The sequence below is a fragment of the Pseudomonas sp. PsB genome (genome assembly GCF_043658375.1).
In the GTDB taxonomy this organism is placed as follows: Bacteria; Pseudomonadota; Gammaproteobacteria; order Pseudomonadales; family Pseudomonadaceae; genus Aquipseudomonas; species Aquipseudomonas putida_Z.
In genome coordinates, this window is record NZ_JBIGLU010000037.1 from 1 (window position 1) to 23,738 (window position 23,738).

15 protein-coding genes and 1 pseudogene are annotated in these 23,738 nt (G+C 64.9%); 9 read left to right on the forward strand and 7 right to left on the reverse strand.

Annotated elements, in window-relative coordinates:
* Positions 1-103: 103 nt before the first annotated feature.
* The 4 genes from ACGLHT_RS25965 to ACGLHT_RS25980 all read right to left on the reverse strand — a co-directional run bounded on the left by ACGLHT_RS25965 (position 104) and on the right by ACGLHT_RS25980 (position 5,673).
* A complete protein-coding gene (locus ACGLHT_RS25965; protein WP_025339314.1) occupies positions 104-1,531 on the reverse strand; it encodes a sigma-54 dependent transcriptional regulator in 1,428 nt (475 codons plus the stop codon).
* Positions 1,500-2,993 (reverse strand): HAMP domain-containing sensor histidine kinase, encoded by a 1,494-nt coding sequence (locus ACGLHT_RS25970; protein ID WP_274120587.1) that lies wholly within the window; start codon positions 2,991-2,993, stop codon positions 1,500-1,502. Before ACGLHT_RS25970 ends, ACGLHT_RS25965 begins: the two co-directional genes overlap by 32 nt.
* Before the next feature lie 294 nt (positions 2,994-3,287).
* Complete coding sequence (locus ACGLHT_RS25975; RefSeq protein WP_274120588.1) at positions 3,288-4,748, reverse strand: HAMP domain-containing sensor histidine kinase; 1,461 nt, start codon at positions 4,746-4,748, stop codon at positions 3,288-3,290.
* Positions 4,749-5,088: 340 nt separating this feature from the next.
* Positions 5,089-5,673 (reverse strand): lytic transglycosylase domain-containing protein, encoded by a 585-nt coding sequence (locus tag ACGLHT_RS25980; RefSeq protein WP_023662492.1) that lies wholly within the window; start codon positions 5,671-5,673, stop codon positions 5,089-5,091.
* A 185-nt stretch (positions 5,674-5,858) separates the two neighbouring features.
* Between ACGLHT_RS25980 and gspG the strand changes: the two genes are divergently transcribed.
* Together gspG and ACGLHT_RS25990 are read left to right on the forward strand one after the other, a co-directional pair.
* Positions 5,859-6,284: a type II secretion system major pseudopilin GspG gene (gene gspG / locus ACGLHT_RS25985; protein ID WP_085588532.1), complete on the forward strand. Its 426-nt coding sequence runs from the start codon at positions 5,859-5,861 to the stop codon at positions 6,282-6,284.
* 11 nt (positions 6,285-6,295) lie between these two features.
* Entirely contained in the window at positions 6,296-7,486 is a 1,191-nt protein-coding gene (locus ACGLHT_RS25990; protein ID WP_075045349.1) for a type II secretion system F family protein, read from the forward strand.
* On the opposite strand, the gene ACGLHT_RS25995 is transcribed toward ACGLHT_RS25990, so the two are convergent.
* Together ACGLHT_RS25995 and ACGLHT_RS26000 are read right to left on the reverse strand one after the other, a co-directional pair.
* Positions 7,480-8,787, reverse strand: a complete 1,308-nt coding sequence (locus ACGLHT_RS25995; RefSeq protein WP_025339319.1) for an LLM class flavin-dependent oxidoreductase — start codon at positions 8,785-8,787, stop codon at positions 7,480-7,482. The two genes, ACGLHT_RS25990 and ACGLHT_RS25995, sit on opposite strands and share 7 nt — an antisense overlap.
* Positions 8,788-8,926: 139 nt before the next feature.
* Positions 8,927-9,862 carry an ABC transporter substrate-binding protein gene (locus ACGLHT_RS26000; RefSeq protein WP_137164108.1) on the reverse strand — a complete coding sequence of 312 codons (936 nt, stop codon included), beginning with the start codon at positions 9,860-9,862 and terminating at the stop codon, positions 8,927-8,929.
* 215 nt (positions 9,863-10,077) lie between these two features.
* Between ACGLHT_RS26000 and ACGLHT_RS26005 the strand changes: the two genes are divergently transcribed.
* The 7 genes and pseudogenes from ACGLHT_RS26005 (at position 10,078) to ACGLHT_RS26035 (ending at position 21,572) form a co-directional block, all read left to right on the forward strand.
* Positions 10,078-10,686 carry a cysteine dioxygenase gene (locus tag ACGLHT_RS26005; RefSeq protein WP_274120590.1) on the forward strand — a complete coding sequence of 203 codons (609 nt, stop codon included), beginning with the start codon at positions 10,078-10,080 and terminating at the stop codon, positions 10,684-10,686.
* Positions 10,683-12,269: a rhodanese-related sulfurtransferase gene (locus ACGLHT_RS26010; protein ID WP_274120591.1), complete on the forward strand. Its 1,587-nt coding sequence runs from the start codon at positions 10,683-10,685 to the stop codon at positions 12,267-12,269. Before ACGLHT_RS26005 ends, ACGLHT_RS26010 begins: the two co-directional genes overlap by 4 nt.
* A 251-nt stretch (positions 12,270-12,520) precedes the next feature.
* The gene (gene mexE, locus ACGLHT_RS26015; RefSeq protein WP_025339323.1) at positions 12,521-13,762 is read left to right on the forward strand and encodes a multidrug efflux RND transporter periplasmic adaptor subunit MexE; all 1,242 of its coding nucleotides are present in this window, start codon (positions 12,521-12,523) and stop codon (positions 13,760-13,762) included.
* A gap of 12 nt (positions 13,763-13,774) precedes the next feature.
* Positions 13,775-16,944 (forward strand): annotated as a pseudogene (locus tag ACGLHT_RS26020) (efflux RND transporter permease subunit).
* Positions 16,941-18,356, forward strand: a complete 1,416-nt coding sequence (locus ACGLHT_RS26025) for an efflux transporter outer membrane subunit (protein WP_274120592.1) — start codon at positions 16,941-16,943, stop codon at positions 18,354-18,356. Before ACGLHT_RS26020 ends, ACGLHT_RS26025 begins: the two are co-directional and overlap by 4 nt.
* 463 nt (positions 18,357-18,819) lie before the next feature.
* A complete protein-coding gene (locus ACGLHT_RS26030) occupies positions 18,820-19,875 on the forward strand; it encodes a tetratricopeptide repeat protein (protein WP_274120593.1) in 1,056 nt (351 codons plus the stop codon).
* An 80-nt stretch (positions 19,876-19,955) separates the two neighbouring features.
* Positions 19,956-21,572, forward strand: coding sequence for a response regulator (locus ACGLHT_RS26035; protein ID WP_274120594.1), 1,617 nt, complete (start codon positions 19,956-19,958; stop codon positions 21,570-21,572).
* 6 nt (positions 21,573-21,578) lie between these two features.
* Here ACGLHT_RS26035 and ACGLHT_RS26040 read toward each other — a convergent pair whose 3' ends face one another.
* On the reverse strand, positions 21,579-23,645 hold the full coding sequence (locus tag ACGLHT_RS26040) for an ATP-binding protein (RefSeq protein ID WP_274120595.1): 2,067 nt from the start codon (positions 23,643-23,645) through the stop codon (positions 21,579-21,581).
* Positions 23,646-23,738: the final 93 nt, after the last annotated feature.

The window sequence follows — 23,738 nt, forward strand, 5'->3', positions numbered from 1 at the left end:
GCAGCCCCAGCAATTTCAACTGTTGCGCATCAATCCCGGGGCCGCGTTGCGGCCCTTTCGCGACACAAGGCCGCTCCTACAAATGTCGCTCCCACGGGGGCCCTCACCACTGGCGCTTGTCCGGCCTGGTCAGCCCCAGTTTCTCGATCCGGTAACGCAGCATGTCCCGCGACAGCCCGAGCATGCGCGCCGACTTGGTCACGTTCCAGTCCGTGCGGTCCAGGGTCTTGCACACCAGGTCGCGCTCCATGTCCGGCAGGCTGGTGCCGGGCTCGGGTTCGTGCCGGGGCATTTCGAACACCGCAGGCGCCGCCTGTTGCACCAGCGGCTCGTCGATCAGGGTCATGCACAGGTTGAGCTGATGAGCCTGTACCACCTCGTTCGGTGCCAGCAGCACGGTCTGCTCCAGCATGTTGCGCAATTCGCGCACATTGCCTGGCCAGCTGTAACCGAGCATCAGGTTTTCCGCCTCGGCGGAAAAGCGCAGGTTCGGCTTGCCATAACGCCGGCCATGATGGGCCAGGAAATGCCGCGCCAGCAGCAGCACATCCTGCCCGCGGGCATACAGGCGCGGTACCTTCAGGGCGATGATGCGCAGGCGGAAGAACAGGTCGCGGCGGAACTTGCCCTGCTGCACCATCTGCTCCAGGTTGCAGTTGGTAGCGCTGATCACCCGCAGGTCGACCTTGCGCTCCTTTACCGCGCCGATCCGGCGGATACTGCGGTCTTCCAGCAACTTGAGCAGCTTGGCCTGCAGCACCAGGTCCATCTCGCCAATCTCGTCGAGGAACAAGGTGCCGCCATCGGCAGCCTCCACCAGGCCCACCCGGCGCTCCTTGGCATCGGTGAAGGCGCCCTTCTCGTGGCCGAACAGCTCGGCCTCCAGCAGGTTGGCCGGGATCGAGGCACAGTTGAATTCGATGAACGGCCCCTTGCTGCGCGAACCATCGAAATGCAGGGCGCGGGCCACCAGCTCCTTGCCGGTACCGGTCTCGCCTTCGATCAGCACCGGTGGCAAGTCGTCGCTGGCCATGCGCCGCTCGGCATCCAGCACCTGGCGCAGGGTGTGCTTGAGGGTGAGCATCGTCGGTGATTCGCCGATCAACGCCTGCAACCCGGACTTCTGCGCCTCGCGCTCCTGGTAGAACGACAACGTGCGCTCCATGCGTTCGGCAGCCAGTGCCTTGTCCAGGGTCAGCTTGAGCTCGGCCAGCACCACCGGCTTGGTCAGGTAATGGAAGGCGCCCTCCTTCATTGCCTGCACGGCATCTTCGACATTGCCGTAGCCGGTCATCATGATCACTTTCAGGTCCGGCACCTGCGCCACCAAGGTACGCAGCAGGTCGTGCCCGCTCATGCCCGGCAGCGAGTTGTCGGTCAGCACCGCATCGGGCTGGCCCCGCTTGATCTGCTCCAGCGCCAGTTCCGCGCTGTGGCACACGGTGACCTCGAAGCCCTTGAGGCTGAGGTAGGTGCGAATATTGTCGGCGAGAATTTCATCATCCTCGACTACCAGGATGCTGTGCTCCATGGTCCCCTCCCGCTGCGATATTGAATGTGAGGCTGACGCGGGTTCCTTCCTCTTCGCGGCTGCTCAGGCTGACCGAGCCGCCAAAACGCTCCATGATGCGTTTGACCAGGGCCAGGCCTACGCCCAGGCCGCCCTGCTTGGTGGTGTAGAACGGCTTGAACACCATCCGTTCCTGCTGTTGGCTCATGCCCTTGCCGGTATCGCTGAGGACGAACTCGGCACGCTGCCCATCCTGCACATTGACCTGGGCACGCAGCATGCCGCCTTCGGGCATGGCTTCCAGGGCATTGGAGAACAGGGTGTTGAGAATTTGCGTGAGCTGTAGCGGCTGGCTGGCCACCCATTGTGCCCCGGGGCCTTCGTAGCAGAAGCGCACGCCGTTGCGTTCGATCTGCTGGGCGAAGGCCAGGTGGGTGTCCTCGATGGCCGTCACCAGGTCCACGGCCTCGGCGTCGTCACTGGTCGGGCGCAGCGACACCAGCAAGTCACGCACCCAGCGCGACATGCGGTCGACCTGGCTGATGATGTCGGTGATGTTCTTCTGAGCCGCGGGGTTGGCGATTTCCTGGGCCAGTTCGGCGCTGGAGCGAATGTTCGCCAGCGGGTTGCGCAAGCTATGCGCCACTGCCGACGACATCTCGCCCAGGGCCACATAGGTTTCACTGGCCACCAGCCGATCCTGCTGCAGGTGCAGCAGCTGCGCCGCGCGGCGCACGATCCAGAACAGGCCGAAGTAGACCAGCGCCCCGCCCACCAGGGTCGAGGCCCAGATCAGCACGTAGCCGCGCTGGATGCGCCGCACCAGGTCTTGCGGCTCCTTGTAGATCTCCACCATCGCCAGCACCTGCTCGCCCTGGCTGTCGAACAGCGGGATGTAGTTCTCGATGAACAGGTAGCGCGGTTCACGCTGGAACTTCTGCTCTTCGCGGTCATCGTCGGCCTGGTGGTAGCTGGCCGACACCGCCTTGCGCGAGTGGAAGGCGCGGTCGAGGTCGCCATCGGCCTCGATGCGCTTGCCGATCAGCTCCCGGTTGGTCGACCAGACGATGGTGCGGTCGCGTGCATAGACATTGGCCAGCAAGGTGTCCGGCAGGTGCTCGACATGGTCGAGGAACTCGACCCGGGTAGATTCAGCCAGGTCCGGGGTGAACTGCAGGTGCTGCTGGTCCAGGCGCGGGTCAAGCAACTCGCCCATGGTGGTGCCCGGCGGCAACTGCGAATGGCGCACTTCGGCCTGGGCCATGGCCTGGATGAACTGTGCGGTGAGCATGGCATCGCGCTCGACGCTGTCGCGCACCACGAAACGCGTCGACACATAACCCAGCCCGCCTGCCACCGAGGCGATGATCAGCAGGCTGATGACCGAGAACCAGCGCAGCAGGTTGAATTCGCGCAATGGCACGGCCATACCGCTGGCGGTAGTACTGGCCTTGCCTGGCACTTCATTATCCAGCATCTGCATCGCGTGCTTCCCGCGCAGGGCGTCCGTTCAGAAATGCATCAAGGCGACGAACAGTAGCCAATTGATAGCACTCCACCCGTGCAGCCGCAGCTGCCATTTGTCGTGTTGCACTCCGCCTGTCACGTTGCAAGAACCCAGCCAGCCACCTGAATGATTTGATAAGTTCTTTATAATCAATAGGTTAATGAATTTTCCTAAATTCGCATGGAGGATGGTCCCCCACATTTGGGGATTTTCACCCCAAAAACATAAATCCTTTATAAACAACAACATACAGATATTTATCAATGTAAATCATGAGGACTCGATCAACCGGAAACTCAACGAAACCCGGGTGCCATGGCCTTCACTGCTGCTGAGCCGGACGCTGCCACCGAAGCGTTCCATGATGCGCTTGACCAACACCAGGCCCACGCCCAACCCACCCTGCTTGGTGGTGAAGAAAGGCCGGAAGGCCATGCGCTGCTGCTCTTCGTTCATGCCTTTGCCGTTGTCGGACAGGCGCAGGGTCAAGTTACGCCGGTCATGGCGCACCACCTCGACACGCAACCGGCCACCCTGCTCCATCGACTCCAGGGCGTTGGCGATCAGGCTGCTGAAAATCTGCCGCAGTAACACCGGGTGCCCCAGCACCTGCACCGCCGGTAGCGGTTGCAGGTCCAGGCTCACGCCGCCACGCGCCAGCAGAACCGCGTAGGTCTGCAGGCTTTCCTGCAATGCCAGCGGCAAATCCACCGCCACTGCCTCATCGTTGAGCGGGCGCAATGACTGCAACATCTGGCGGATCCACTGCGACATGCGGTCGACCTGGCTGATGATGTCGTTGACATTGCGCTGCGCCGGGCCGTCGTCGAACGCCTGGGCCAGCTCGGCACTGGAACGGATGCTGGCCAGCGGGTTGCGCAGGCTGTGGGCGACCGCCGAGGACACCTCGCCCAGTGCCACGTAGGTTTCGTTGCTGATCAGCCGCTTCTGCTGCACCGACAGCAGGCGCGCGGCGCGGTGCATGATGCCGTACAGGCCGACGTAGACCAGCCCGGCACCGACGGTGATCGCCAGCCAGATCAGGATCAAGCCATGCTCGATGCGCACGATCAGGTCATGGGGCTCCTTGTAGATCTCGACCATCGCCGTGACCTGCTCGCCATCGGCATCGAACAGCGGGATGTAGTTCTCGATGAACAACTGCTCGGGTGGGATGACGAACTTCTGCTCGGCGCGGGCCTGTTCGAAGTTGTGATAGCTGGCCGAGACTCGCATCTTGTACTCGAAGGCCTTCTCCAGGTCCTGGTCGCCTTCGATCAGCTTGCCAACCAGCGCCGGGTTGCTGGACCAGATCACCGTACGGTCCGGGGCATAGATGTTGGCCAGCAGCATGTCGGGCAGGTGGGCGATGTGGTCGAGGAACTCGCCACGCGCCCTGCGCCGGGCGTCCGGGTCGACATCGAGCAGGTTGGCGCGGTCGATGCGCGGGTCGAGCAGTTCACCCATGGTGCGCACATTGGGGATCGACACATGGCGCACTTCGGCATCGGCGATGGAGGTAATGAATTGCGCGGTGAGCAAGGCATCGCGCTCGATGCTCTCGTCAATGATGAAACGGCTGGAAATCAACCCCAGCCCGACCGCTACCGAGAGGATGATGGCCAGGCTGACCCAGGCGTACCAGCGCAGCAGGTTGAACGGCTTGCGTGGGGTGGCCAGTTCGTTACCGGCGGGTACTTCAATAGCGTCGGAACGAGGGGCGATGTCCATGGCGGACTCCACAACTGGGCACCTTCAGAAGGTTATAGCCCAGAGTTGGGGAAACCATCGGGTCAGCTTGGTGGCATCCGCCGAAGGGTATTGTTTCTGTCCTTGCCGAGTGGCGCTCGCGCTGAAAAAAATCCAGATGCCGCGCGGCCCCTGTGGGAGCGGGCGTGTCGAGGCGTCGAACCGCCGCGAACACCGGCGGAGCCGGTGCCAGGCACCGCGTTGGATTCTTCGCGGGCACGCCCGCTCCCACACGGTACGCGGATCGCTTGCGCACTGAGTTCTCTGCGCGACAGCGCAGCACAAAGGGCTGGGCCATCTCCCACAGGGAAAATTGCAAAGGCTAATCACCCGTCAACCCCTGCAACCGGCGGTACTCCCGCAGCACATTCGGTACATAGCGCCGGGTCTCGGCAAATGGCGGTACCGCACCACGGCGCAACACAGCTTCGGGGCCGGCGTTGTAGGCCGCCACGGCCAGGGTGATGTCATTGTCGAACAAATTGAGCATGCGCTTGAGGTAGCGGGCCCCGCCCTGCACGTTGTCTTCCGGGTCCAGGCGGTTTTCCACGCCCATCTCGCGGGCGGTATCCGGCATCAGTTGCATCAGCCCCACGGCGCCCGCCGGTGAACGGGCCTTGGGGTTGTAGCCGGACTCGGCCTTGATCACCGCATGCAGCAACGCCGGGGGGACGTCGTGGGTACGCGCCGCGGCGGCGACCAGCTTGGCGTAGGGGCGGCCGGTGATGAGCTGCGCGTTGGCCGGGCCGGCCTGGGCCTTCGGCTCGCTGATCACCGTTTCATAGAGGCGCCCGGGTCGATGGACGTTGGTCAGTATGTAGCTGCCTTTGGCGTCGATGGAAATGTACACATCGGCCTGGGCAGCACCTGCCACCAGCCAGATCAAACCGAGTATGAGTCCACGCATGTCGGTCGCCTCTTCGTGGTACCCCCAAATTTGGGGGATATACCCCGGAAAACCCGAGGTCGATGACCACGACGCAAGCACTGTGCCGCTTTGCATACCGCATGGTGCAAGGCGCCAGCGCAGGCGTGCACGGCTGTTGCATGGAGCCTGCAAAAGCTTGTCCCCATGCAGCGGAGGGCTTCACCATGCAGCGCAGAACCAACCCTCAACGTGGCTTCACCCTGCTTGAACTCCTGGTGGTACTGGTGGTACTCGGCCTGTTGGCCGGTATCGTCGCGCCCAAGTACTTCAGCCAGCTCGGCCGCTCCGAGGCCAAGGTGGCGCGGGCGCAGATAGAGGGGCTGAGCAAGGCCCTGGACCTGTACCGCCTTGAAGTCGGCCACTACCCCAGCAGTGAGCAAGGCCTGCAGGCCCTGGTGATCGCCCCCAGTGGCGAAGCGCGCTGGACCGGCCCGTACCTGCAGAAGGCCGTGCCGCAAGACCCGTGGGGCCGCCCGTACATCTACCGGCAACCTGGCGAGAACGGCGGCGAGTACGACCTGCTGTCGATGGGCAAGGACGGCCAGCCCGGTGGCGACGGGGAAAACGCCGAAATCACCAGTTGGCAGTAGGGAGAACGGCCATGCGCTACAGCCTCAAGGCCCTGGGCAGGCAGGGTGTGGTGCAGTTGCAGATCGACGCCGAGGACGCCGACCAGGCCCGCCGCCAGGCCGAGGACCAGGGCCTGCGCGTGCTCAGCCTGCGCGGCCACGGCGGCGCCTTGCGCGGCATGGCCTGGCGCCGCGAAGCAAGCTTTGACCTGGTGCTGTTCAGCCAGGAACTTTCAACCCTGCTCAACGCCGGCCTTCCGCTGATCGATGCGCTGGAGAGCCTGGCGGAAAAGGCCCCCGCAGCGGCAACGCGCAAAGTGCTCGCCGAACTGGTCCGCCAACTGTACGAAGGCCGCTCGCTGTCCCAGGCCCTGGGCCAGCAGCCACGGGTATTCCCGCCGCTGTACGTGGCGCTGGTGCAATCCAGCGAGCGTACCGGCGCACTGGGCGACGCCCTCGCCCGCTACATCAGCTACCGCCAGCGCCTGGACCTGGTACGGCAGAAACTGGTGGGCGCCTCGGTGTACCCGTTGCTGCTATTGCTGGTGGGCGGTGGCGTGGTGCTGTTCCTGCTTGGCTACGTGGTGCCGCGTTTCAGCCAGGTATTCGAGGGCATGGGCACCGAGTTGCCCTGGCTGTCTCGGCTGCTGATGCAGATCGGCCTGTTCCTGCATGCCCAGCAACTGCCACTGGCGTTGGGCACCCTCGGCGCGGTCACGGCGCTGTGGCTGCTGCGCCGCCAGCCACGGGTGCGGCGCTGGGCAGCCTGCCAGCTGCGGCGCCTGCCGGCACTGCACCAACGCCTGATGATGTACGAACTGGCGCGCTTCTACCGCTCGTTGGGCATCCTGCTGCAAGGCGGTATCCCCATCCTCACCGCCATGGGCATGGCCCGCGGCCTGCTCGGCAGCGCGGCGGCCCAGGGCCTGGAGCACGCCAGCCAGCGGGTCGGCGAAGGGTTGCCGCTGTCCGACGCGCTGGAGGCCGGGCAACTGGTCACGCCGGTATCGCTGCGCCTGCTGCGGGCCGGCGAGCAGTCCGGCAACCTGGGCGAGATGCTGGAGCGCTGCGCCGACTTCCATGACCAGGAAATCGGCCGCTGGGTGGAATGGTTCGTCAAGCTGTTCGAACCACTGCTGATGACCTTCATCGGCCTGCTGATCGGCCTGATCGTGATCCTGATGTACATGCCGATCTTCGAACTGGCCTCGAGCATTCACTGAATGGCCAGGCCCAGGCTTTCACGCAGGGTGGTGCCCTCGTAGGCGGTGCGGTATACCCCGCGTTCCTGAAGCAGCGGCACCACTTGCTCGGTAAAGCGGCGGAACTGCCCGGGGTGGCCGATATAGATGTTGAAACCATCCAGGGCCCGCGCCTCGAACCACTCGGCCATTCTGGCCGCTACCGTTGCCGGCGAACCGACGAAGGCCCCCGGCCGCAACTGGCGGCCGAACTCCACCGCCTGGCGCAAGCTCAAGCCCTGCTCCCGTGCCTGGTCGGCAATACGCCTGGCGTTGGTGAAGAAGCTGCTGCGCGCGTGCTCCAGGCTTTCTTGCGGGAATGGCGCATCGAGGTCGTACTGGCTGAAGTCGTGCCAGCCGAAGTTGCGCCCGAACTCCTTGAGCGCCAGCTCGAAGCTGTGGTCCTGCTGGTGGTAATGGCGCTCGATCTCGCGGGCGTGTTCGTCGGTGTCGCCGACATAGATCTCGGCCCCGGGCAATACCAGCAGCTGCTCGGGGTCACGCCCCAGCCGCGCGGCGCGGCCCTTCACATCACGGTAGAACGCCTGGCCCTGCTCGATGCTGGCGGCGTGGGTGAAGATCACATCCGCCGTGGCAGCTCCAAGGTCACGCCCCTGCTGCGAATCGCCGGCCTGGAAGATGACCGGCTGGCCCTGTGGCGAGCGCTGGATGTTCAACGGCCCCACCACCGAGAAGTGCTCGCCTTTGTGGTTCAGGGCATGCATCCGGCTGGGGTCGAGGAACTGCCCGGTGGCCCGGTTGCGCGGGAAAGCGCCGTCTTCATAGGAGCGCCACAGGCCCTGCACCACCGCGACGTGCTCCTGGGCGCGGGCATAGCGGGTGTCGTAGTCGTAGTGCTCGTCACGGCCGTAGTTGCCGGCGGTGCCGGCGTCGCCACTGGTGACCACGTTCCAGCCGGCGCGGCCCTTGCTGATCAGGTCCAGCGAGGCGAGGCGGCGGGCGACGTTGAAGGGTTCGTTGTAGGAAGTGGTCAGGGTGCCGACCAGGCCGATGTGGCGTGTGCTTACCGCCAGCGCCGAGAGCAGGGTCAGCGGCTCCAGGCGGTTGAGGTAATGGGACGGCGAGCCGGGGGTGATGTACTGGCTGTCGACGATGAACATCAGGTCGAACAACGCCGCCTCGGCCTGGCGGGCGATGTCGATGTACCAGTCGATGTTGACGCTGGCGTCGGCAGGCAGCTCCGGGTCGAGCCACAGGTTGTGCCGGCCAGGGCCACCGCAGCCCATGGTCAGGGCGCCAAGCTTGATCTTGCGGGTGGTCATGGGTATTCCTCGGAAATGGTGGTGGCTGTGCCGGCCTCTTCGCGGGTAAACCCCCTCCCACAGGAATTGCGCAGTATTCGAGTGCTGCACTGCCCCTGTGGGAGCGGGTTTACCCGCGAAAGGGCCGGTACAGGCGTAATCAGTGCTCGAACGCCGCCGCGAACGAGGTATCGAACAGGCTGGCCGCCGGGTAGGCCTTGATCAGCCCCAGCCCGGCAAAGAAGTCCACGGTCTTCTGCGCCTCCACGATCACCTGCGGGTTGAGCGCCGCCACATCGGTACGCGCCCTGGCAAACCAGGCCCGGGCGATGTCGCGGTCGGCACGGGTGCGCCTGGCCCAGGCATCGGCATACACCTCGGTGTGGGCGGGGTCGCTCAGGGTCCAGTCACGGGCCTTCTTCAGGCGCTGGAGAAAATCACTGATCTGCGCCCGCTTGGCCTCCACCGCCTTGGCATTGGCCACCACGAAACTCTGGGCCGGGATCAACCCTTCGGCCGTGGCCAGCACCCGTGCCCCTTGGCGCTCCTGCTGGGTGACATAGGGTTCCCAGGTGGCGATCACATCCACCGAACCACCATCCAGGGCATGCGACGCATCCAGAGCGCTGAGGTAGCGCAGCTCCAGGGCGTCACGCGGCACCGCAGCCTTGTCCAGCGCGCTGAACAGCAGTTGCTGGCTCCAGGAACCCTTCCAGATCGCCGCGCGCTTGCCACGCAGGTCTTCGAGGCGGTGAATGTTCGAGTCCTTGCGTGCCAGGATGGCCACGCCCTCCAGGTTCTGCCGGCTGACCGCAATCACCTTGATCGGCGCACCCAGCGCACCGAGGAACAACGGCGGCGCATCGCCCAGCAGGCCGATGTCCAGGCTGCCCACGTTCAGCGCCTCGGCCACCGGCGAGCCGGCGGTGAACTGCTTCCATTCCAGGGTATAGGGCAGGTCGTCGAGCACGCCGGCCGCTTCCATCACGGCGCGGGCATTGAAGCTCTGGTCGCCAACCACCAGGGTTTGCGCGGCGGCCGCCAGGCTGAGGGAGCTGGCCAGCACACCGGCGGCCAATTGCTTGAGGTATCGCACGTTCGTCTCCAGGTACCGTCGAGGTACATAAGGCCGATCCGCGCGTGCGGTCTCGTGGGGTAATCGCGGGGCTTGCTGTTCGTTGCGCCCATTTCAAAACAGATCAGCCAAGCTGTAAATGCATTTTTTGCATATTAGCTTATGAATATTTTTACTTTTAAGAATACTCACCGCATTTGCTAGGGTTTAACCAAACCGTCAGCCGAGCCTGAACCATGAGCCAACCCCTGCGCCTCGAGCGCCTGCGCCACTTCATCGACGCACTTTCGCAACTGCTGGACCGGGAAACCGACGAAGCCACCCTCCTCGACCAGGGCCAGGGCCTGCTGCGCAGCCTGGTCGCCCATGACGACTGGCTGCCCGAGGCGCTGGCGCAGCCGGACCCGGCCCGTTACCAGCAATACCTGCTGCATTGCGATTCGCGCCAGCGCTTTTCCATCGTCAGTTTCGTCTGGGGGCCAGGCCAGCAGACGCCGATCCACGACCACCGGGTGTGGGGATTGATTGGCATGTTGCGTGGCGCCGAATACTCGCAAGGCTTTGTCCGTAGCGAGCACGGTGCGTTGCTACCGGCAGGCGAGCCGGTGCGCATCGACCCTGGCCACGTGGAAGCCGTATCGCCGCGCATCGGTGATATCCACCAGGTCAGCAACGCCTTCGCCGACCAGGTGTCGATCAGCATTCACGTGTATGGCGCCAACATCGGCGCCGTCAGCCGTGCCGTGTACCTGCCCGACGGCAGCGAGAAACCGTTCATTTCCGGCTATTCCAACACCCTTCTGCCCAATATCTGGGACCTGTCCAAAGAGAACCCTGCCCCATGAGTACCGTAGCCACCCGCGCCTTCCACGACATTCGTCGGGCATTGCTGGCCCATGAAGAACTGGCGCTGATCGATGTACGCGAGGAAGACCCGTTCGCCCAGGCACACCCGTTGTTCGCCGCCAACATTCCGTTGTCGAAACTGGAGCTGGAGGTGTTTGCCCGGGTCCCCCGGCGCGACACCGCCATCACCCTGTATGACGACAGCGAAGGCCTGGCGGCCCAGGCCGGCCAGCGTCTGACGGCACTGGGCTACAGCGATGTGGCACTGCTCGAAGGTGGCCTGGCTGGCTGGCGCGCAGCAGGCGGCGAACTGTTCCGCGACGTCAACGTGCCAAGCAAGGCCTTTGGCGAACTGGTGGAAAGCGTGCGCCACACCCCATCGCTGGCGGCCGAACAGGTGCAAGCGCTGCTGGATGCCAAGGCCGATGTGGTGGTGCTCGATGCCCGCCGCTTCGACGAATACCAGACCATGAGCATCCCGGGTGGCATCAGCGTCCCGGGTGCCGAACTGGTGCTGCGGGTGGCCGAGTTGGCGCCCGACCCTGCCACCCAGGTGATCGTCAATTGCGCCGGGCGCACCCGCAGCATCATCGGCACCCAGTCGCTGGTCAACGCCGGCATCCCCAACCCGGTGGCGGCCCTGCGCAACGGCACCATTGGCTGGACCCTGGCCGGGCAAACCCTGGCCCACGGCCAGCAACGGCGTTTCGCCGAGGTTACCGACAGCACCCGTGCCGATGCCGCACAGCGCGCGCGCAGCGTGGCCGACCGCGCCGGCGTGGCCCGCCTGGAGCCCGAAGGCCTGGCCGCCTGGCAGGCTGATACCAGCCGCACCACCTACCTGTTCGACGTGCGCACGCCCGAGGAATACGCCCAGGGCCACCTGCCGGCCAGCCGCAGCGTGCCGGGCGGGCAGCTGGTGCAGGAAACCGACCATGTCGCCAGCGTACGCGGGGCGCGCATCGTGCTGGTGGACGATGACGGCGTGCGGGCCAACATGAGCGCTTCGTGGCTGGCGCAGATGGGCTGGCAGGTGGCAGTGCTGGACGGTTTGTCAGCGGCAGACTTCAGTGCAGCCGGCGAGTGGCAGCCGCCGCAGCCGGCGTTGCCGGCGGTGACCGAAATCGGTGTCGAGCAACTGGATGACTGGCTGCAAGCGCCAGGCACCGTGCTGCTGGACTTCACCAGCAGTGCCAACTATGTGAAACGGCACATTCCAGGCGCTTACTGGGCGATCCGCGCGCAGTTGCCACAGGTGCTGGAGCGCTTGCCGGTAGCCGAGCGCTATGTGCTGACCTGCGGCAGCAGCCTGCTGGCGCGCTTTGCGGCGCTGGACTTGCAGGCACTGACGCAAACCCCGGTGTACGTGCTGGACGGTGGCACCGCGCGCTGGATTGCGGCGGGCAAGGCGCTGGAGAGCGGCGAAACGCGCTTGGCCGTGGCGCGTACCGACCGTTATCGCCGGCCTTATGAAGGGACGGACAACCCGCACGAGGCGATGCAGGGGTATCTCGACTGGGAGTTCGGCTTGATTGCCCAGCTGGAGCGCGATGGCACCCATGGGTTCCGCGTATCGAGCTGACATTGCCGGGGGCGCGTTGCGCCCCTTTCGCGACACAAGGCCGCTCCTACAGGGGAACGCGTATGCTGTAGGAGCGGCCTTGTGTCGCGATGGGCTGCAACGCAGCCCCAGAAATCCCAACCATGCCGCAAATCGATGAACGACCCACACATATCATTCATCGTGATAATAACCTTCGCCCCGTTCGATTCGTGCATCACGCGCAAGACACTCACACTCCGCCCACTACTAATACATTGGCGGAGTTCTCCATGGAACAATCACTCAAACCCTTGCGCTTCCCCCTCGCTGCCCTGGCAGTGGTGGTGATCAGCGCTTGCGGTCGAACCCCCGACGCCGTGCAGGCTCCCGCCGCGCCGAAGGTCAGTGTGGCCAAGGTGATCGAGCAACCGATCAACGAATGGGACGAGTTCACCGGCCGCCTCGAAGCCCCGGAAACCGTCGAGGTTCGCCCACGGGTCTCTGGCCAGATCGACCTGGTGGCCTTCACTGAAGGCGCCCAGGTCAAGAAAGGCGACCTGCTGTTCCAGATCGACCCACGCCCGTTCCAGGCAGACGTCCGCCGCCTCGAAGCCCAGCTACAGCAAGCCAAGGCCACCGCCATCCGCAGCGCCAACGAAGCCCGCCGTGGCGAACGCCTGCGTGACAGCAACGCCATTTCTGCAGAACTGGCCGAATCGCGTAGCAGCGCCGCCGCCGAAGCCCGCGCCGGGGTCGACGCGATCCAGGCCCAGCTCGACCTGGCACGCCTGAACCTCAGCTTCACCCGTGTCACCGCGCCCATCAGCGGCCGCGTCAGCCGCGCCCAGTTCACCGCCGGCAACATCGTCACCGCCGATGTCACCCCGCTGACCAGCGTGGTCTCCACCGACAAGGTCTACGCCTACTTCGACGCCGACGAGCGCGTGTACCTCAAGTACACCCAGCTGGCCCGCGAAGGCCAGCGCGGCCAGAGCACCCCGGTGTACCTGGGCCTGACCAACGAAACCGGCAACCCGCACCTGGGCCAGATGAACTTCGTCGACAACCAGGTCAACCCGCGCACCGGCACCATCCGTGGCCGTGCGGTGTTCGACAACAGCGACGGCCAGTTCACCCCAGGCCTGTATGCACGCCTGAAGCTGGTGGGCAGCGCCCAGTACCAGGCCGTGCTGATCAATGACGAAGCCGTGGGCACCGACCTTGGCAAGAAGTTCGTGCTGGTCATGGACAAGGACAACAAGGCCGCCTACCGCGCCGTGGAGCTGGGGCCGAAGCTAGAAGGCCTGCGCATCGTGCGCAGCGGCCTGGGCAAGGACGACCGCATCGTGGTCAAGGGCCTGCAGCGCGTACGCCCTGGCTCACCGGTCACCCCGGAAGAGACACCGATGGCCAGCGAACAGACCCTCGCCGCCCTCGCCCAGCAGCGCCAGGCCCTGGAGGCCAGCAACCCGGCGCCGAAGGTGGCGGGCAACAACGTGAAAGTCGCCAGCGCCCAGGCGCCACGCGGTTAAGGGACCACACCGATGAACTTCTCGAAATTCTTCATTACCCGGCCAATCTTCGCCGCGGTGCTGTCGCTGGTGCTGCTGATCGCGGGTTCGATCTCGCTGTTCCAGCTGCCGATCAGCGAATACCCCGAAGTGGTGCCGCCCACCGTGGTGGTGCGCGCCAACTTCCCCGGCGCCAACCCCAAGGTCATCGGCGAAACCGTCGCCGCGCCACTGGAGCAGGCGATTACCGGCGTGGAGAACATGCTGTACATGTCCTCCCAGTCCACCGCTGACGGCAAGCTGACGCTGACCATCACCTTCGCCCTGGGCACCGACCTGGACAACGCCCAGGTGCAGGTGCAGAACCGCGTCACCCGTACCCAGCCCAAGCTGCCAGAGGAAGTGACCCGCATCGGTATCACCGTCGACAAGGCCTCGCCCGACCTGACCATGGTCGTGCACCTGACCTCGCCGGACAACCGCTACGACATGCTCTACCTGTCCAACTACGCCATCCTCAACATCAAGGACGAGCTGGCGCGCCTGGGCGGCGTGGGCGATGTGCAGCTGTTCGGCATGGGCGACTACTCGCTGCGCGTGTGGCTGGACCCGAACAAGACCGCTTCGCGCAACCTCACCGCCAGTGATGTGGTGGCTGCGATCCGCGAACAGAACCGCCAGGTGGCCGCCGGCCAGCTGGGCGCCCCACCCGCCCCGGGTTCGACCAGCTTCCAGCTGTCGATCAACACCCAGGGTCGTCTGGTCAATGAGGAAGAGTTCGAGAACATCATCATCCGCGCCGGTGCCGATGGCGAGATCACCCGCCTGAAGGACATCGCCCGGGTCGAACTCGGTTCCAGCCAGTACGCCCTGCGTTCGCTGCTGAACAACCAGCCGGCAGTGGCCATCCCGATCTTCCAGCGCCCGGGCTCCAACGCCATCGAGATCTCCGACGAAGTGCGGGCGAAGATGGCCGAGCTGAAGAAGGACTTCCCCGAGGGCATGGACTACAGCATCGTCTATGACCCGACCGTGTTCGTCCGTGGTTCCATCGAAGCCGTGGTACACACCCTGTTCGAAGCGCTGGTGCTGGTGGTGCTGGTCGTCATCCTGTTCCTGCAGACCTGGCGTGCCTCGATCATCCCGCTGATGGCCGTGCCGGTATCGCTGATCGGTACCTTTGCCGTGATGCACCTGTTCGGCTTCTCGCTCAACGCGCTGTCATTGTTCGGCCTGGTCCTGGCCATCGGTATCGTGGTGGACGACGCCATCGTCGTGGTGGAGAACGTCGAGCGCAACATCGGCCTGGGCCTGAAACCGCTGGAGGCCACGCAAAAGGCCATGGGCGAAGTGACCGGGCCGATCATCGCCACCGCCCTGGTGCTGTGCGCCGTGTTCGTGCCTGCCGCGTTCATTTCCGGCCTGACCGGGCAGTTCTACAAGCAGTTCGCCCTGACCATCGCCATTTCCACGGTGATCTCGGCATTCAACTCGCTTACCCTGTCGCCGGCCCTGGCTGCCGTGCTGCTGAAGGACCACCATGCGCCCAAGGACCGGTTCTCGCGGTTCCTGGAAAAACTGCTGGGCAGCTGGCTGTTCGCCCCGTTCAACCGCTTCTTCGACCGCGCTTCCAACCGCTACGTCGGCGGCGTGCGTCGGGTCATCCGCTCCAGCGGCATCGCCCTGTTCGTGTATGCCGGCCTGATGGGCCTGACCTACCTGGGCTTCTCGTCCACCCCGACCGGTTTCGTGCCGGCCCAGGACAAGCAGTACCTGGTGGCGTTCGCCCAGCTGCCTGACGCGGCCAGCCTCGACCGCACCGAAGCGGTGATCAAGCGCATGAGCGAAATCGCCCTGAAGCAGCCTGGCGTGGCCGACTCGGTAGCCTTCCCAGGCCTGTCGATCAACGGTTTCACCAACAGCCCGAACAGCGGCATCGTGTTCACCCCGCTCAAGCCGTTCGACGAGCGCAAGGACCCGAGCCAGTCGGCGGCGGCCATCGCTGCTGCACTGAATGCCCAGTTCGCCGACATCCAGGACGCCTACATCGCGATCTTCCCGCCACCGCCGGTACAAGGCCTGGGCACCATCGGCGGCTTCCGCCTGCAGATCGAAGACCGTGGCAACCTGGGCTACGAGGCCCTGTACAAGGAAACCCAGAACATCATCGCCAAGAGCCACAACGTGCCGGAACTGGCGGGCCTGTTCACCAGCTACCAGGTCAACGTGCCGCAGGTCGATGCCGCCATCGACCGGGAAAAGGCCAAGACCCACGGCGTGGCGATCACCGATATCTTCGACACCCTGCAGGTCTACCGTACACCAACGACTTCAACCGCTTTGGCCGTACCTACCAGGTCAACGTCCAGGCCGAGCAGCAGTTCCGCCTCGATGCCGAGCAGATCGGCCAACTGAAGGTGCGCAACAACCTCGGCGAGATGATCCCGCTGGCGACGTTCCTCAAGGTCAGCGACACCTCCGGGCCTGACCGGGTGATGCACTACAACGGTTTCATCACCGCCGAGATCAACGGCGCAGCGGCACCGGGCTACAGCTCCGGCCAGGCCGAAGCTGCAATCGAGAAGCTGCTGAAAGAGGAACTGCCCAACGGCATGACCTTCGAGTGGACCGACCTGACCTACCAGCAGATCCTCTCGGGCAACACTGCGCTGTTCGTGTTCCCGCTGTGCGTACTGCTGGCCTTCCTGGTGCTTGCCGCCCAGTACGAAAGCTGGAGCCTGCCGCTGGCGGTGATCCTGATCGTGCCGATGACCCTTCTGTCAGCCATCACCGGGGTGATCGTGTCGGGTGGTGACAACAACATCTTCACCCAGATCGGCCTGATCGTACTGGTGGGCCTGGCGTGCAAGAACGCGATCCTGATCGTCGAGTTCGCCAAGGACGAACAGGCCAAGGGGCTCGACCCGCTGGCAGCGGTACTGGAAGCCTGCCGCCTGCGCCTGCGGCCGATCCTGATGACCTCGATCGCCTTCATCATGGGTGTGGTTCCACTGGTGTTCAGCTCCGGTGCAGGTTCTGAAATGCGCCATGCCATGGGTGTGGCGGTGTTCTCGGGGATGATCGGCGTGACCGTGTTCGGCTTGTTCCTGACCCCGGTGTTCTTCTTCCTGATTCGCCGTTTCGTCGAACGTCGCCAGGCCCGCAAGGCCGAACGCGCCCACTCGCTGGAGAGCCATGCATGAACCTGCTCAAACCCTTGACCCCGAGCCTGCTGGCGCTGGCCCTGGCGGCCTGCGCGGTAGGCCCGGACTATCAGGCGCCGGCCACCGAGCCCGCGCAGCTGGCCAGCGATGTACAGGCCAAGGCCTACGACCGTAGCCGTTTCGAAAGCCTGTGGTGGAAGCAGTTCGACGACCCGGTGCTGAACCAGCTGGTGCAGGCTTCGCTGGACGGCAACCGTGACCTGCGCGTGGCCTTCGCCCGCCTGAAGTCGGCCCGTTCGATCCGTGAAGACGCCGAGAACGATCAGTTCCCGGTGGTCACCAGCCGCGCCAGCAGCGACCTCGGCAAGGGCCAGGTCCCCGGCCAGACCACGCAACGGGTGAACAGCGAGCGCTACGACCTGGGCCTGGACATGGCCTGGGAACTTGACCTGTTCGGCCGCATCCAGCGCCAGATCGAAGCCAGCGAAGCCCAGGAAGCAGTAGCCGCGGCCGACCTGCAGCAGTTGCAGGTCAGCCTGATCGCCGAGCTGGTCGATGCCTACGGCCAGCTGCGCGGCGCGCAGTTGCGCGAGAAAATCGCCCTGGCCAACCTCAAGACCCAGCAGGAATCGCGGGCCATCACCGAAACCCTGCGCGATGCCGGCGTGGGCAACGACCTTGACGTGGTACGGGCCGACGCGCGCCTGGCCGGGGTCGAAGCCACCGTGCCGCAACTGCAGGCGGAACAGGCGCGGGCCCGGCATCGCATCGCCACCCTGCTCGGCCAGCGCCCCGAGGCGCTCAGCGTCGACCTGTCGCCCAAGGCCCTGCCGGCCATCGCCAAGGCGCTACCGGTGGGTGACCCGGGTGAACTGCTGCGCCGCCGCCCGGACATCCGCAGCGCCGAACGCCAGCTGGCGGCTGCCACCGCCAACGTCGGCGTGGCCACGGCCGACCTGTTCCCCCGCGTCAGCCTCAGCGGCTTCCTCGGCTTTACTGCTGCCCGTGGCTCGCAGATCGGCTCCTCGGCAGCCAATGCCTGGGCGCTGGGCCCGAGCATCACCTGGGCCGCCTTCGACCTGGGCAGCGTGCGCGCCCGCCTGCGCGGTGCCAAGGCCGATGCCGAAGGGGCACTGGCCAACTATGAACAGCAGGTGTTGCTGGCCCTGGAAGAATCGGCCAACGCCTTCAGCGACTACGACAAGACCCAGCAGCGGCTGCTGTCGCTGATGCGCCAGAGCGATGCCAGCCGCAAGGCGGCGGAACTGGCCTCGATTCGTTATCGCGAGGGTACGGTGGACTACCTGGTGCTGCTCGACGCCGAGCGTGAGCGGCTGAGCGCTGAAGATGCGCAGGCCCAGGGCGAGGTCGAGCTGTACCGCGGCATCGTCTCCATCTACAAGGCCCTGGGCGGTGGCTGGCAACCGGAGACAGTAGCCAGCGCAGGCTGATACACCCGTTTCAACGACTCCTTTGGTTGGCTCCTCCCCCAACCGTTTGCCCTGCAGGCCTTGGTCTGCGGGGCTTTTTTATGCTGATTGAGGGTGTGTGCAGGGTGCATGCCTCTGAATCTTCAGCGCCTATGAGATCGAGCGCCGCCCGCGCGGCGCATCGCAGCACAAGGCTGCTCCTACATCTGTTTCAGGCCAGTAACGCCTGCGCCAGCGCGCGCGACCGCCTTGTTTGTCCGACACGATATCGACGTGGATGCCAAGGGGCCGCGCGCCTCTACCTCAGGAATAACTGGCCCGAAACAGATGTAGGAGCAGCCTTGTGCTGCGAAGCGCCGCGCGGGCGGCGCTCGATTTATGCCCCACCGCAAAACCCGAGACAGGCACCAGGCACCCCTCACTCGGTTGCATTTACCCCCCAGCTAGCCCAAGCTCTGCCCTTCCCGCCGCCACGGATCGTCCGATGCCCAGACGCCACCGCTACCTGATCGCCCTGCTGCTGTTGATCCTGGTATCGGCCCTGTTCGGCTACCTGTGGCGCGACGCCCCACCAGCCCCGCCAACCCTGCCTGCGCACAGCTACGCCAAGGCCCTGCGCCAGGCCCATGAGGGCCAACCCGGCGCTGCACGGGTGCTGTACCAACAATTGCAGCGCACCGACCTACCGCCCATCCGCCGAGCGGCCTTGTATGCCGAACTGCCCAACTACCCTTCGCCCCAGGCATTGAAACTCGCCCGCCAGGACCTGGAACATGCCGACCCGCTGGTGCGCCGTGCAGCCATTGCCGGCATCCGCCGCCTGCTGCCAGCGGCGCAGCGCAGCCTGGTACTCGGCCCGCTGCTGGATGACGACGAGCAAAGCGTACGCTTTGCCGCGGTGGATGCCCTGCTCGGCCTTGCCCCGGATGACATCGGCCTGTATTTCGGCCCGCTGCAGGTCGCCCTGGAGCAATACCAGCAGGCCCTGGAGCAACAACCCGAAGACGCAGACGCCCAGGTCCACCTGGCGCGCCTGTACCTGCACGAAAACGACTACACCCTGGCCGCCACAGCCCTGCAGCGGGCCCTGACGGAAGCGCCAGGCAACCTCGACGCACTGGCGACCCAGGTACGCCTGCTGGAACGCCAGGGCCATCACGACGCCTCGCGTCAGGTACTGGGCAAAGCCCTGGCGCTGAGCCCCGACTCGGCCTTTCTGCAGTACGAACTGGGGCTCTGGCTGAACCGCCACGAGCAGCGCGAATACGCCTTGCTGGCCTTGTCCCGCGCGGTCGAGCTGGACCCGGACAACGCCGACTACCGCTATACACTGGCGGTCACCCTGCATGAACTGGAACAACTCGACGCCGCGCAAAAGCAACTGGAAACCGTGCTCAGCCGCCAGCCGGCCAATCGCCGAGCACGGGTGTTGCTGATCCAGTACTGGAAGGAAACCGGCCAGCTGCAGAACGTGCAGGTACTGTTGGCCGAACTGGAGCGGCAGAACCCGGACGACCCCGTGCTGCAACAGGGCCTGTAGGCAACGTCCGAAAATTTGTTGAACCCTGGGGCTGTGCCCAAGGTCCAGTGGATATCAGACCACCCTGCAGGAGAGTCGTTTTGGCCAGTTCGTTGGCGCTGGACGAACGCGCATTGATCCTGGCGCCCCCGCCAATAGCCGCGGATACCGCTCGCCTGCTCGCTTCTGCGGGCATCGACAGCCTGTGCGCGGTCGACCTGGCCAACCTGCAAGCCTGCCTGGCCGAAGGCGCGGGCCTGGCGATCATTGCCGAGCAAGTGTTCAAACAGGGCCCAAGCGCGTTGCTGCAGGCATTCATCGACCAGCAACCATGCTGGTCGGACCTGCCCATCGTGCTGCTCGGTCAAGGGAGCCAAGCGGCCAAGGGCTCGACCAACTACCCAGTGGGCAACCTGGTCCTACTGGTCGCACCGTTCGAAAACGCCCAGCTGCTGCACACGACCCAGTCCGCCCTGCGCAACCGGCGCCGGCAGTACCTGGCGCGCGGCCAGCTGCAGGACCTGCAGCAACGCCTTGACGCCCAGGCCGCGCCTCCCGGCGAAGACCAGCAGCGCAGCGAGTTCGCCCGCCACCAGACGCGCAAGATGGAGGCCATCGGCCAACTGGCCGGGGGGGTCGCCCATGACTTCAACAACCTGCTCACCAGCATTGGCGGCAGCTTCGAGCTGATCGACCGGCGCTTGCGCCAGGGCCGCAGCGATGGCCTGGACAACGTGCTGCGCATGGGCCGCGAGGCAGTGTCACGCGCCGCCCGCCTGACCCACCGCCTGCTGGCTTTCTCTTCCCGGCAATCGCTGCACAGCCAGCAGGTCGACCTGCACGACCTGCTCCAGGCCAAGCGCCTGAAGGCTTGCCTGAGCCCGGCCGTGAACCTGCACGTGCAAATCGCCAAGGGCCTGTGGTCGGTCGAAGCCGATGACCAGCAGTTGCAGGAAGCCCTCGACAACGTGCTGCTCAATGCCTGCGAAGCCATGCCCAGTGGCGGCCAGCTGCGCATCGAGGCAAGTAACCAGCACATCGGCGCCGGGCAATTCCCCGGCGGTGCCCTGTGCGCCGGCGACTATGTACGCCTGCGAATCGTCGATGACGGCCAGGGCATGGCGCAAAGCACGCTGGAGCATGCCTTCGAGCCGTTCTTCAGCACCAAGGCGATCGGCCAGGGCATCGGCCTGGGCCTGTCGATGGTGTACGGCTTCAGCAAGCAATCCCACGGCCATGTCACCCTGCACAGCCAGATCGGCCAAGGCACCCGGGTGGACCTGTACCTGCCGCGCCATGTCGACCAGGAACAGGCACCGGTCAACACCGTGCAGCCCGTGCGAGGCTACCAGGGCCATCACGTGCTGGTGGTCGAGGACGACCCGCATGTACGCCAATTGCTATGCCAGGCCCTGCGCGAGGATGGCTTCGCCTGCCACAGTGCCGCCGACGCCAACGAGGGCCTGAAGGTTCTGCGTTCGACACAACCGGTGGATCTGCTGGTCAGCGATGTCGGCTTGCCCGGCATGAATGGCCGCCAGTTGGCCGAGATTGCACGCAACCTGCGGCCACGCTTGCCAGTACTGTTCATCACCGGCTATGCGGAAACGGCCATGGCCCGCGAGGGTTTCCTGGAGGCGGGGATGCACCTGATCTGCAAGCCCTTCGAGCTGAAGCAGCTGCAGGCCCAGGTGACCCAGATACTGGGCAAGCCCTGAACTGCTTCACTCCTCCAGCATGCGTAGCGCCTCATCCACCAGGTCCGCCAGCGCGAACGGCTTGTTCATCAATGCCGTGCCCGGCTGCTCGAGCAACTGCGCTTCGATCGGCTGACCCGCATAGCCGGTGATGAACAGGATCTTCTGCAACGGCAGCTGCATGCGCATGGCCTTGGCCACCTGGCGGCCACTGAAACCACCTGGCAAGCCGATGTCGGTGATTACCAGATCGAACGGGCCGTCATGGCGGAAGCGCTCCAGCGCACTATTGGCGTCGCCCACATCAATGACCTCAAAACCACGCTCGGTCAGGTACTCGCGCATTACCGCACGCAAACCGAGCTCGTCATCGACCAGCAACAGGCGCTGCCCCCCGGCCAGGCGCTGCGAGCGCTGCACCAGCGCGGGCGCCTCGGGTACCGGGTCATGGCACCTTGGGAAAAGCATGCAGACCTTGGTGCCCTGGTTCGGCTCCGACTCGATCCAGGCGTAGCCCCCCGACTGGCCGACAAACCCATACACCATCGACAAGCCAAGCCCTGAGCCACGCCCGACCGGCTTGGTGGTGAAGAACGGTTCAAAGGCCCTGGCAATGTCCACCGCCGGCATGCCGCGGCCATCATCCTCCACATGCAAGGCAACGTAGTCGCCTGGAGGCAGGCCGCCCTCATCCGGGAAACACGCCGTCAGCCGCTGGTTGATACTGCGCAGCGTGACATTGCCGCGATCCAGGCACGCTTCGCGGGCGTTGGTGCATAGATTGATCAAGGCATTTTCAAGCTGGGAAACATCAAGGTTCACCGCCCACGGCGTGACATCCAGCTGCCAGTGCAAACGCATCTCGGCGCCCAGCGTGCTGCGCAGCAGTGGTTCGCTCAAGCGCAATTGCCGGTTGAAATCCAGCGGCCTGGGCGCCAAAGGTTGATGACGGGAAAACGCCAGCAAGCGATGGGTCAGCTCCATGGCACGCTGCACCGAATCACGCGCCACCTCGACATAGGTCTCCACGCGCTCCAGCCGTCCTTCCTGCAGGCGCCGTTGCAGCAACTCCAGGCTGCCGCCGATGCCGGACAACAAGTTGTTCAGTTCATGGCCCATGCCCCCGGCCAACTGGCCAACCACTTCCAGGCGTTCGTTGTTGCGCATCAGGGCTTCGGATTGACGCGCGGCCTCTTCATGCTCCTCGGTGATGTCCCGCCCAACGGCAGTCAGCAGGCTGCCATCGAACCGCGCGCTCCAGCGAAAACAGTGGTAATGGCCATCGCAGTGACGCAGGCGCGTCTCTATCTGCTCGGCATTGCGGTATTGCAGGCACCCGGAAACCGCCACCTCAACCTCGGCGCGATCGGCCGGATGTACCAGGTCCAATACCGGAACACCCTGTACCTGCTCCTCGGCCCAGCCCAGAATGCGGTACCAGGCAGGGTTGGCGGCATGCACCTTCAGCTCGGGCGTAACCGTCATCATCGCATCACGCGACAACTGCCAGAACTGCTCGCGCTCCACCAGGTGTCGCTCGACCTGCTGCTCGTAGCCTTGCGCCTGCTCCCGCCAGTGGCGGTGCGCCTCAACGCTGGCCGTGGTCTCGATCACCGCGTGCAGAAAACCTGCCACGTTGCCCAGTTCATCGCGCAACGGTGTGTAGCCGAACGCATACCACAACGGCTCCCCGCCTTCGCCGCAGCCAACACGCAGTGGTGGGTCCTCGACAAAACTCGAGTGCCCCTCGAGCGCCTTGAATACCCACGGCCCCATCGCCGGCCATACATCGCTCCAAAGCGCATCGAAGGCCATGCCCAATGCATCCGGGGCAACCGGCCGCAACGCCCGGTAGCCAGCATTGTGGACAACGTTGAGATCTGGCCCCCAGACCACGGCACACGGGAACGGTGACAAGTGCATCATGTCGACGGCAATGCGCAACGAGGCCGGCCAGCGCGGCAGCGGCCCGAGCGATGTGCGCCCCCAGTCGAACTGTGCAATCCGTTCGCCCATGGGGTCGATCGGTGCCAGCACAGGCGCCTGCAGAATGACCGGCGACGCAGGCTCGCGCGGCGTACCATTTTCGACCACTATCGTGACTCCAGCATGGTTCAGGAAAAGTACGGGCGCCCCGTGAATGTGGTTCACGGTAGCACAACACACGCCACGCAATATGGCGTACTT

Bases quoted from the DNA above. Each gene is read 5' to 3' on its own strand.
- ACGLHT_RS26005 (WP_274120590.1), top strand. From the start codon at position 10,078: ATGAGCCAACCCCTGCGCCTCGAGCGCCTGCGCCACTTCATCGACGCA.
- ACGLHT_RS25995 (WP_025339319.1), bottom strand. From the start codon at position 8,787: ATGACCACCCGCAAGATCAAGCTTGGCGCCCTGACCATGGGCTGCGGT.
- ACGLHT_RS26010 (WP_274120591.1), top strand. From the start codon at position 10,683: ATGAGTACCGTAGCCACCCGCGCCTTCCACGACATTCGTCGGGCATTG.
- ACGLHT_RS25975 (WP_274120588.1), bottom strand. From the start codon at position 4,748: ATGGACATCGCCCCTCGTTCCGACGCTATTGAAGTACCCGCCGGTAAC.
- ACGLHT_RS26030 (WP_274120593.1), top strand. From the start codon at position 18,820: ATGCCCAGACGCCACCGCTACCTGATCGCCCTGCTGCTGTTGATCCTG.
- ACGLHT_RS26025 (WP_274120592.1), top strand. From the start codon at position 16,941: ATGAACCTGCTCAAACCCTTGACCCCGAGCCTGCTGGCGCTGGCCCTG.
- ACGLHT_RS25980 (WP_023662492.1), bottom strand. From the start codon at position 5,673: ATGCGTGGACTCATACTCGGTTTGATCTGGCTGGTGGCAGGTGCTGCC.
- ACGLHT_RS25970 (WP_274120587.1), bottom strand. From the start codon at position 2,993: ATGCAGATGCTGGATAATGAAGTGCCAGGCAAGGCCAGTACTACCGCC.
- ACGLHT_RS25990 (WP_075045349.1), top strand. From the start codon at position 6,296: ATGCGCTACAGCCTCAAGGCCCTGGGCAGGCAGGGTGTGGTGCAGTTG.
- gspG (WP_085588532.1), top strand. From the start codon at position 5,859: ATGCAGCGCAGAACCAACCCTCAACGTGGCTTCACCCTGCTTGAACTC.
- mexE (WP_025339323.1), top strand. From the start codon at position 12,521: ATGGAACAATCACTCAAACCCTTGCGCTTCCCCCTCGCTGCCCTGGCA.
- ACGLHT_RS25965 (WP_025339314.1), bottom strand. From the start codon at position 1,531: ATGGAGCACAGCATCCTGGTAGTCGAGGATGATGAAATTCTCGCCGAC.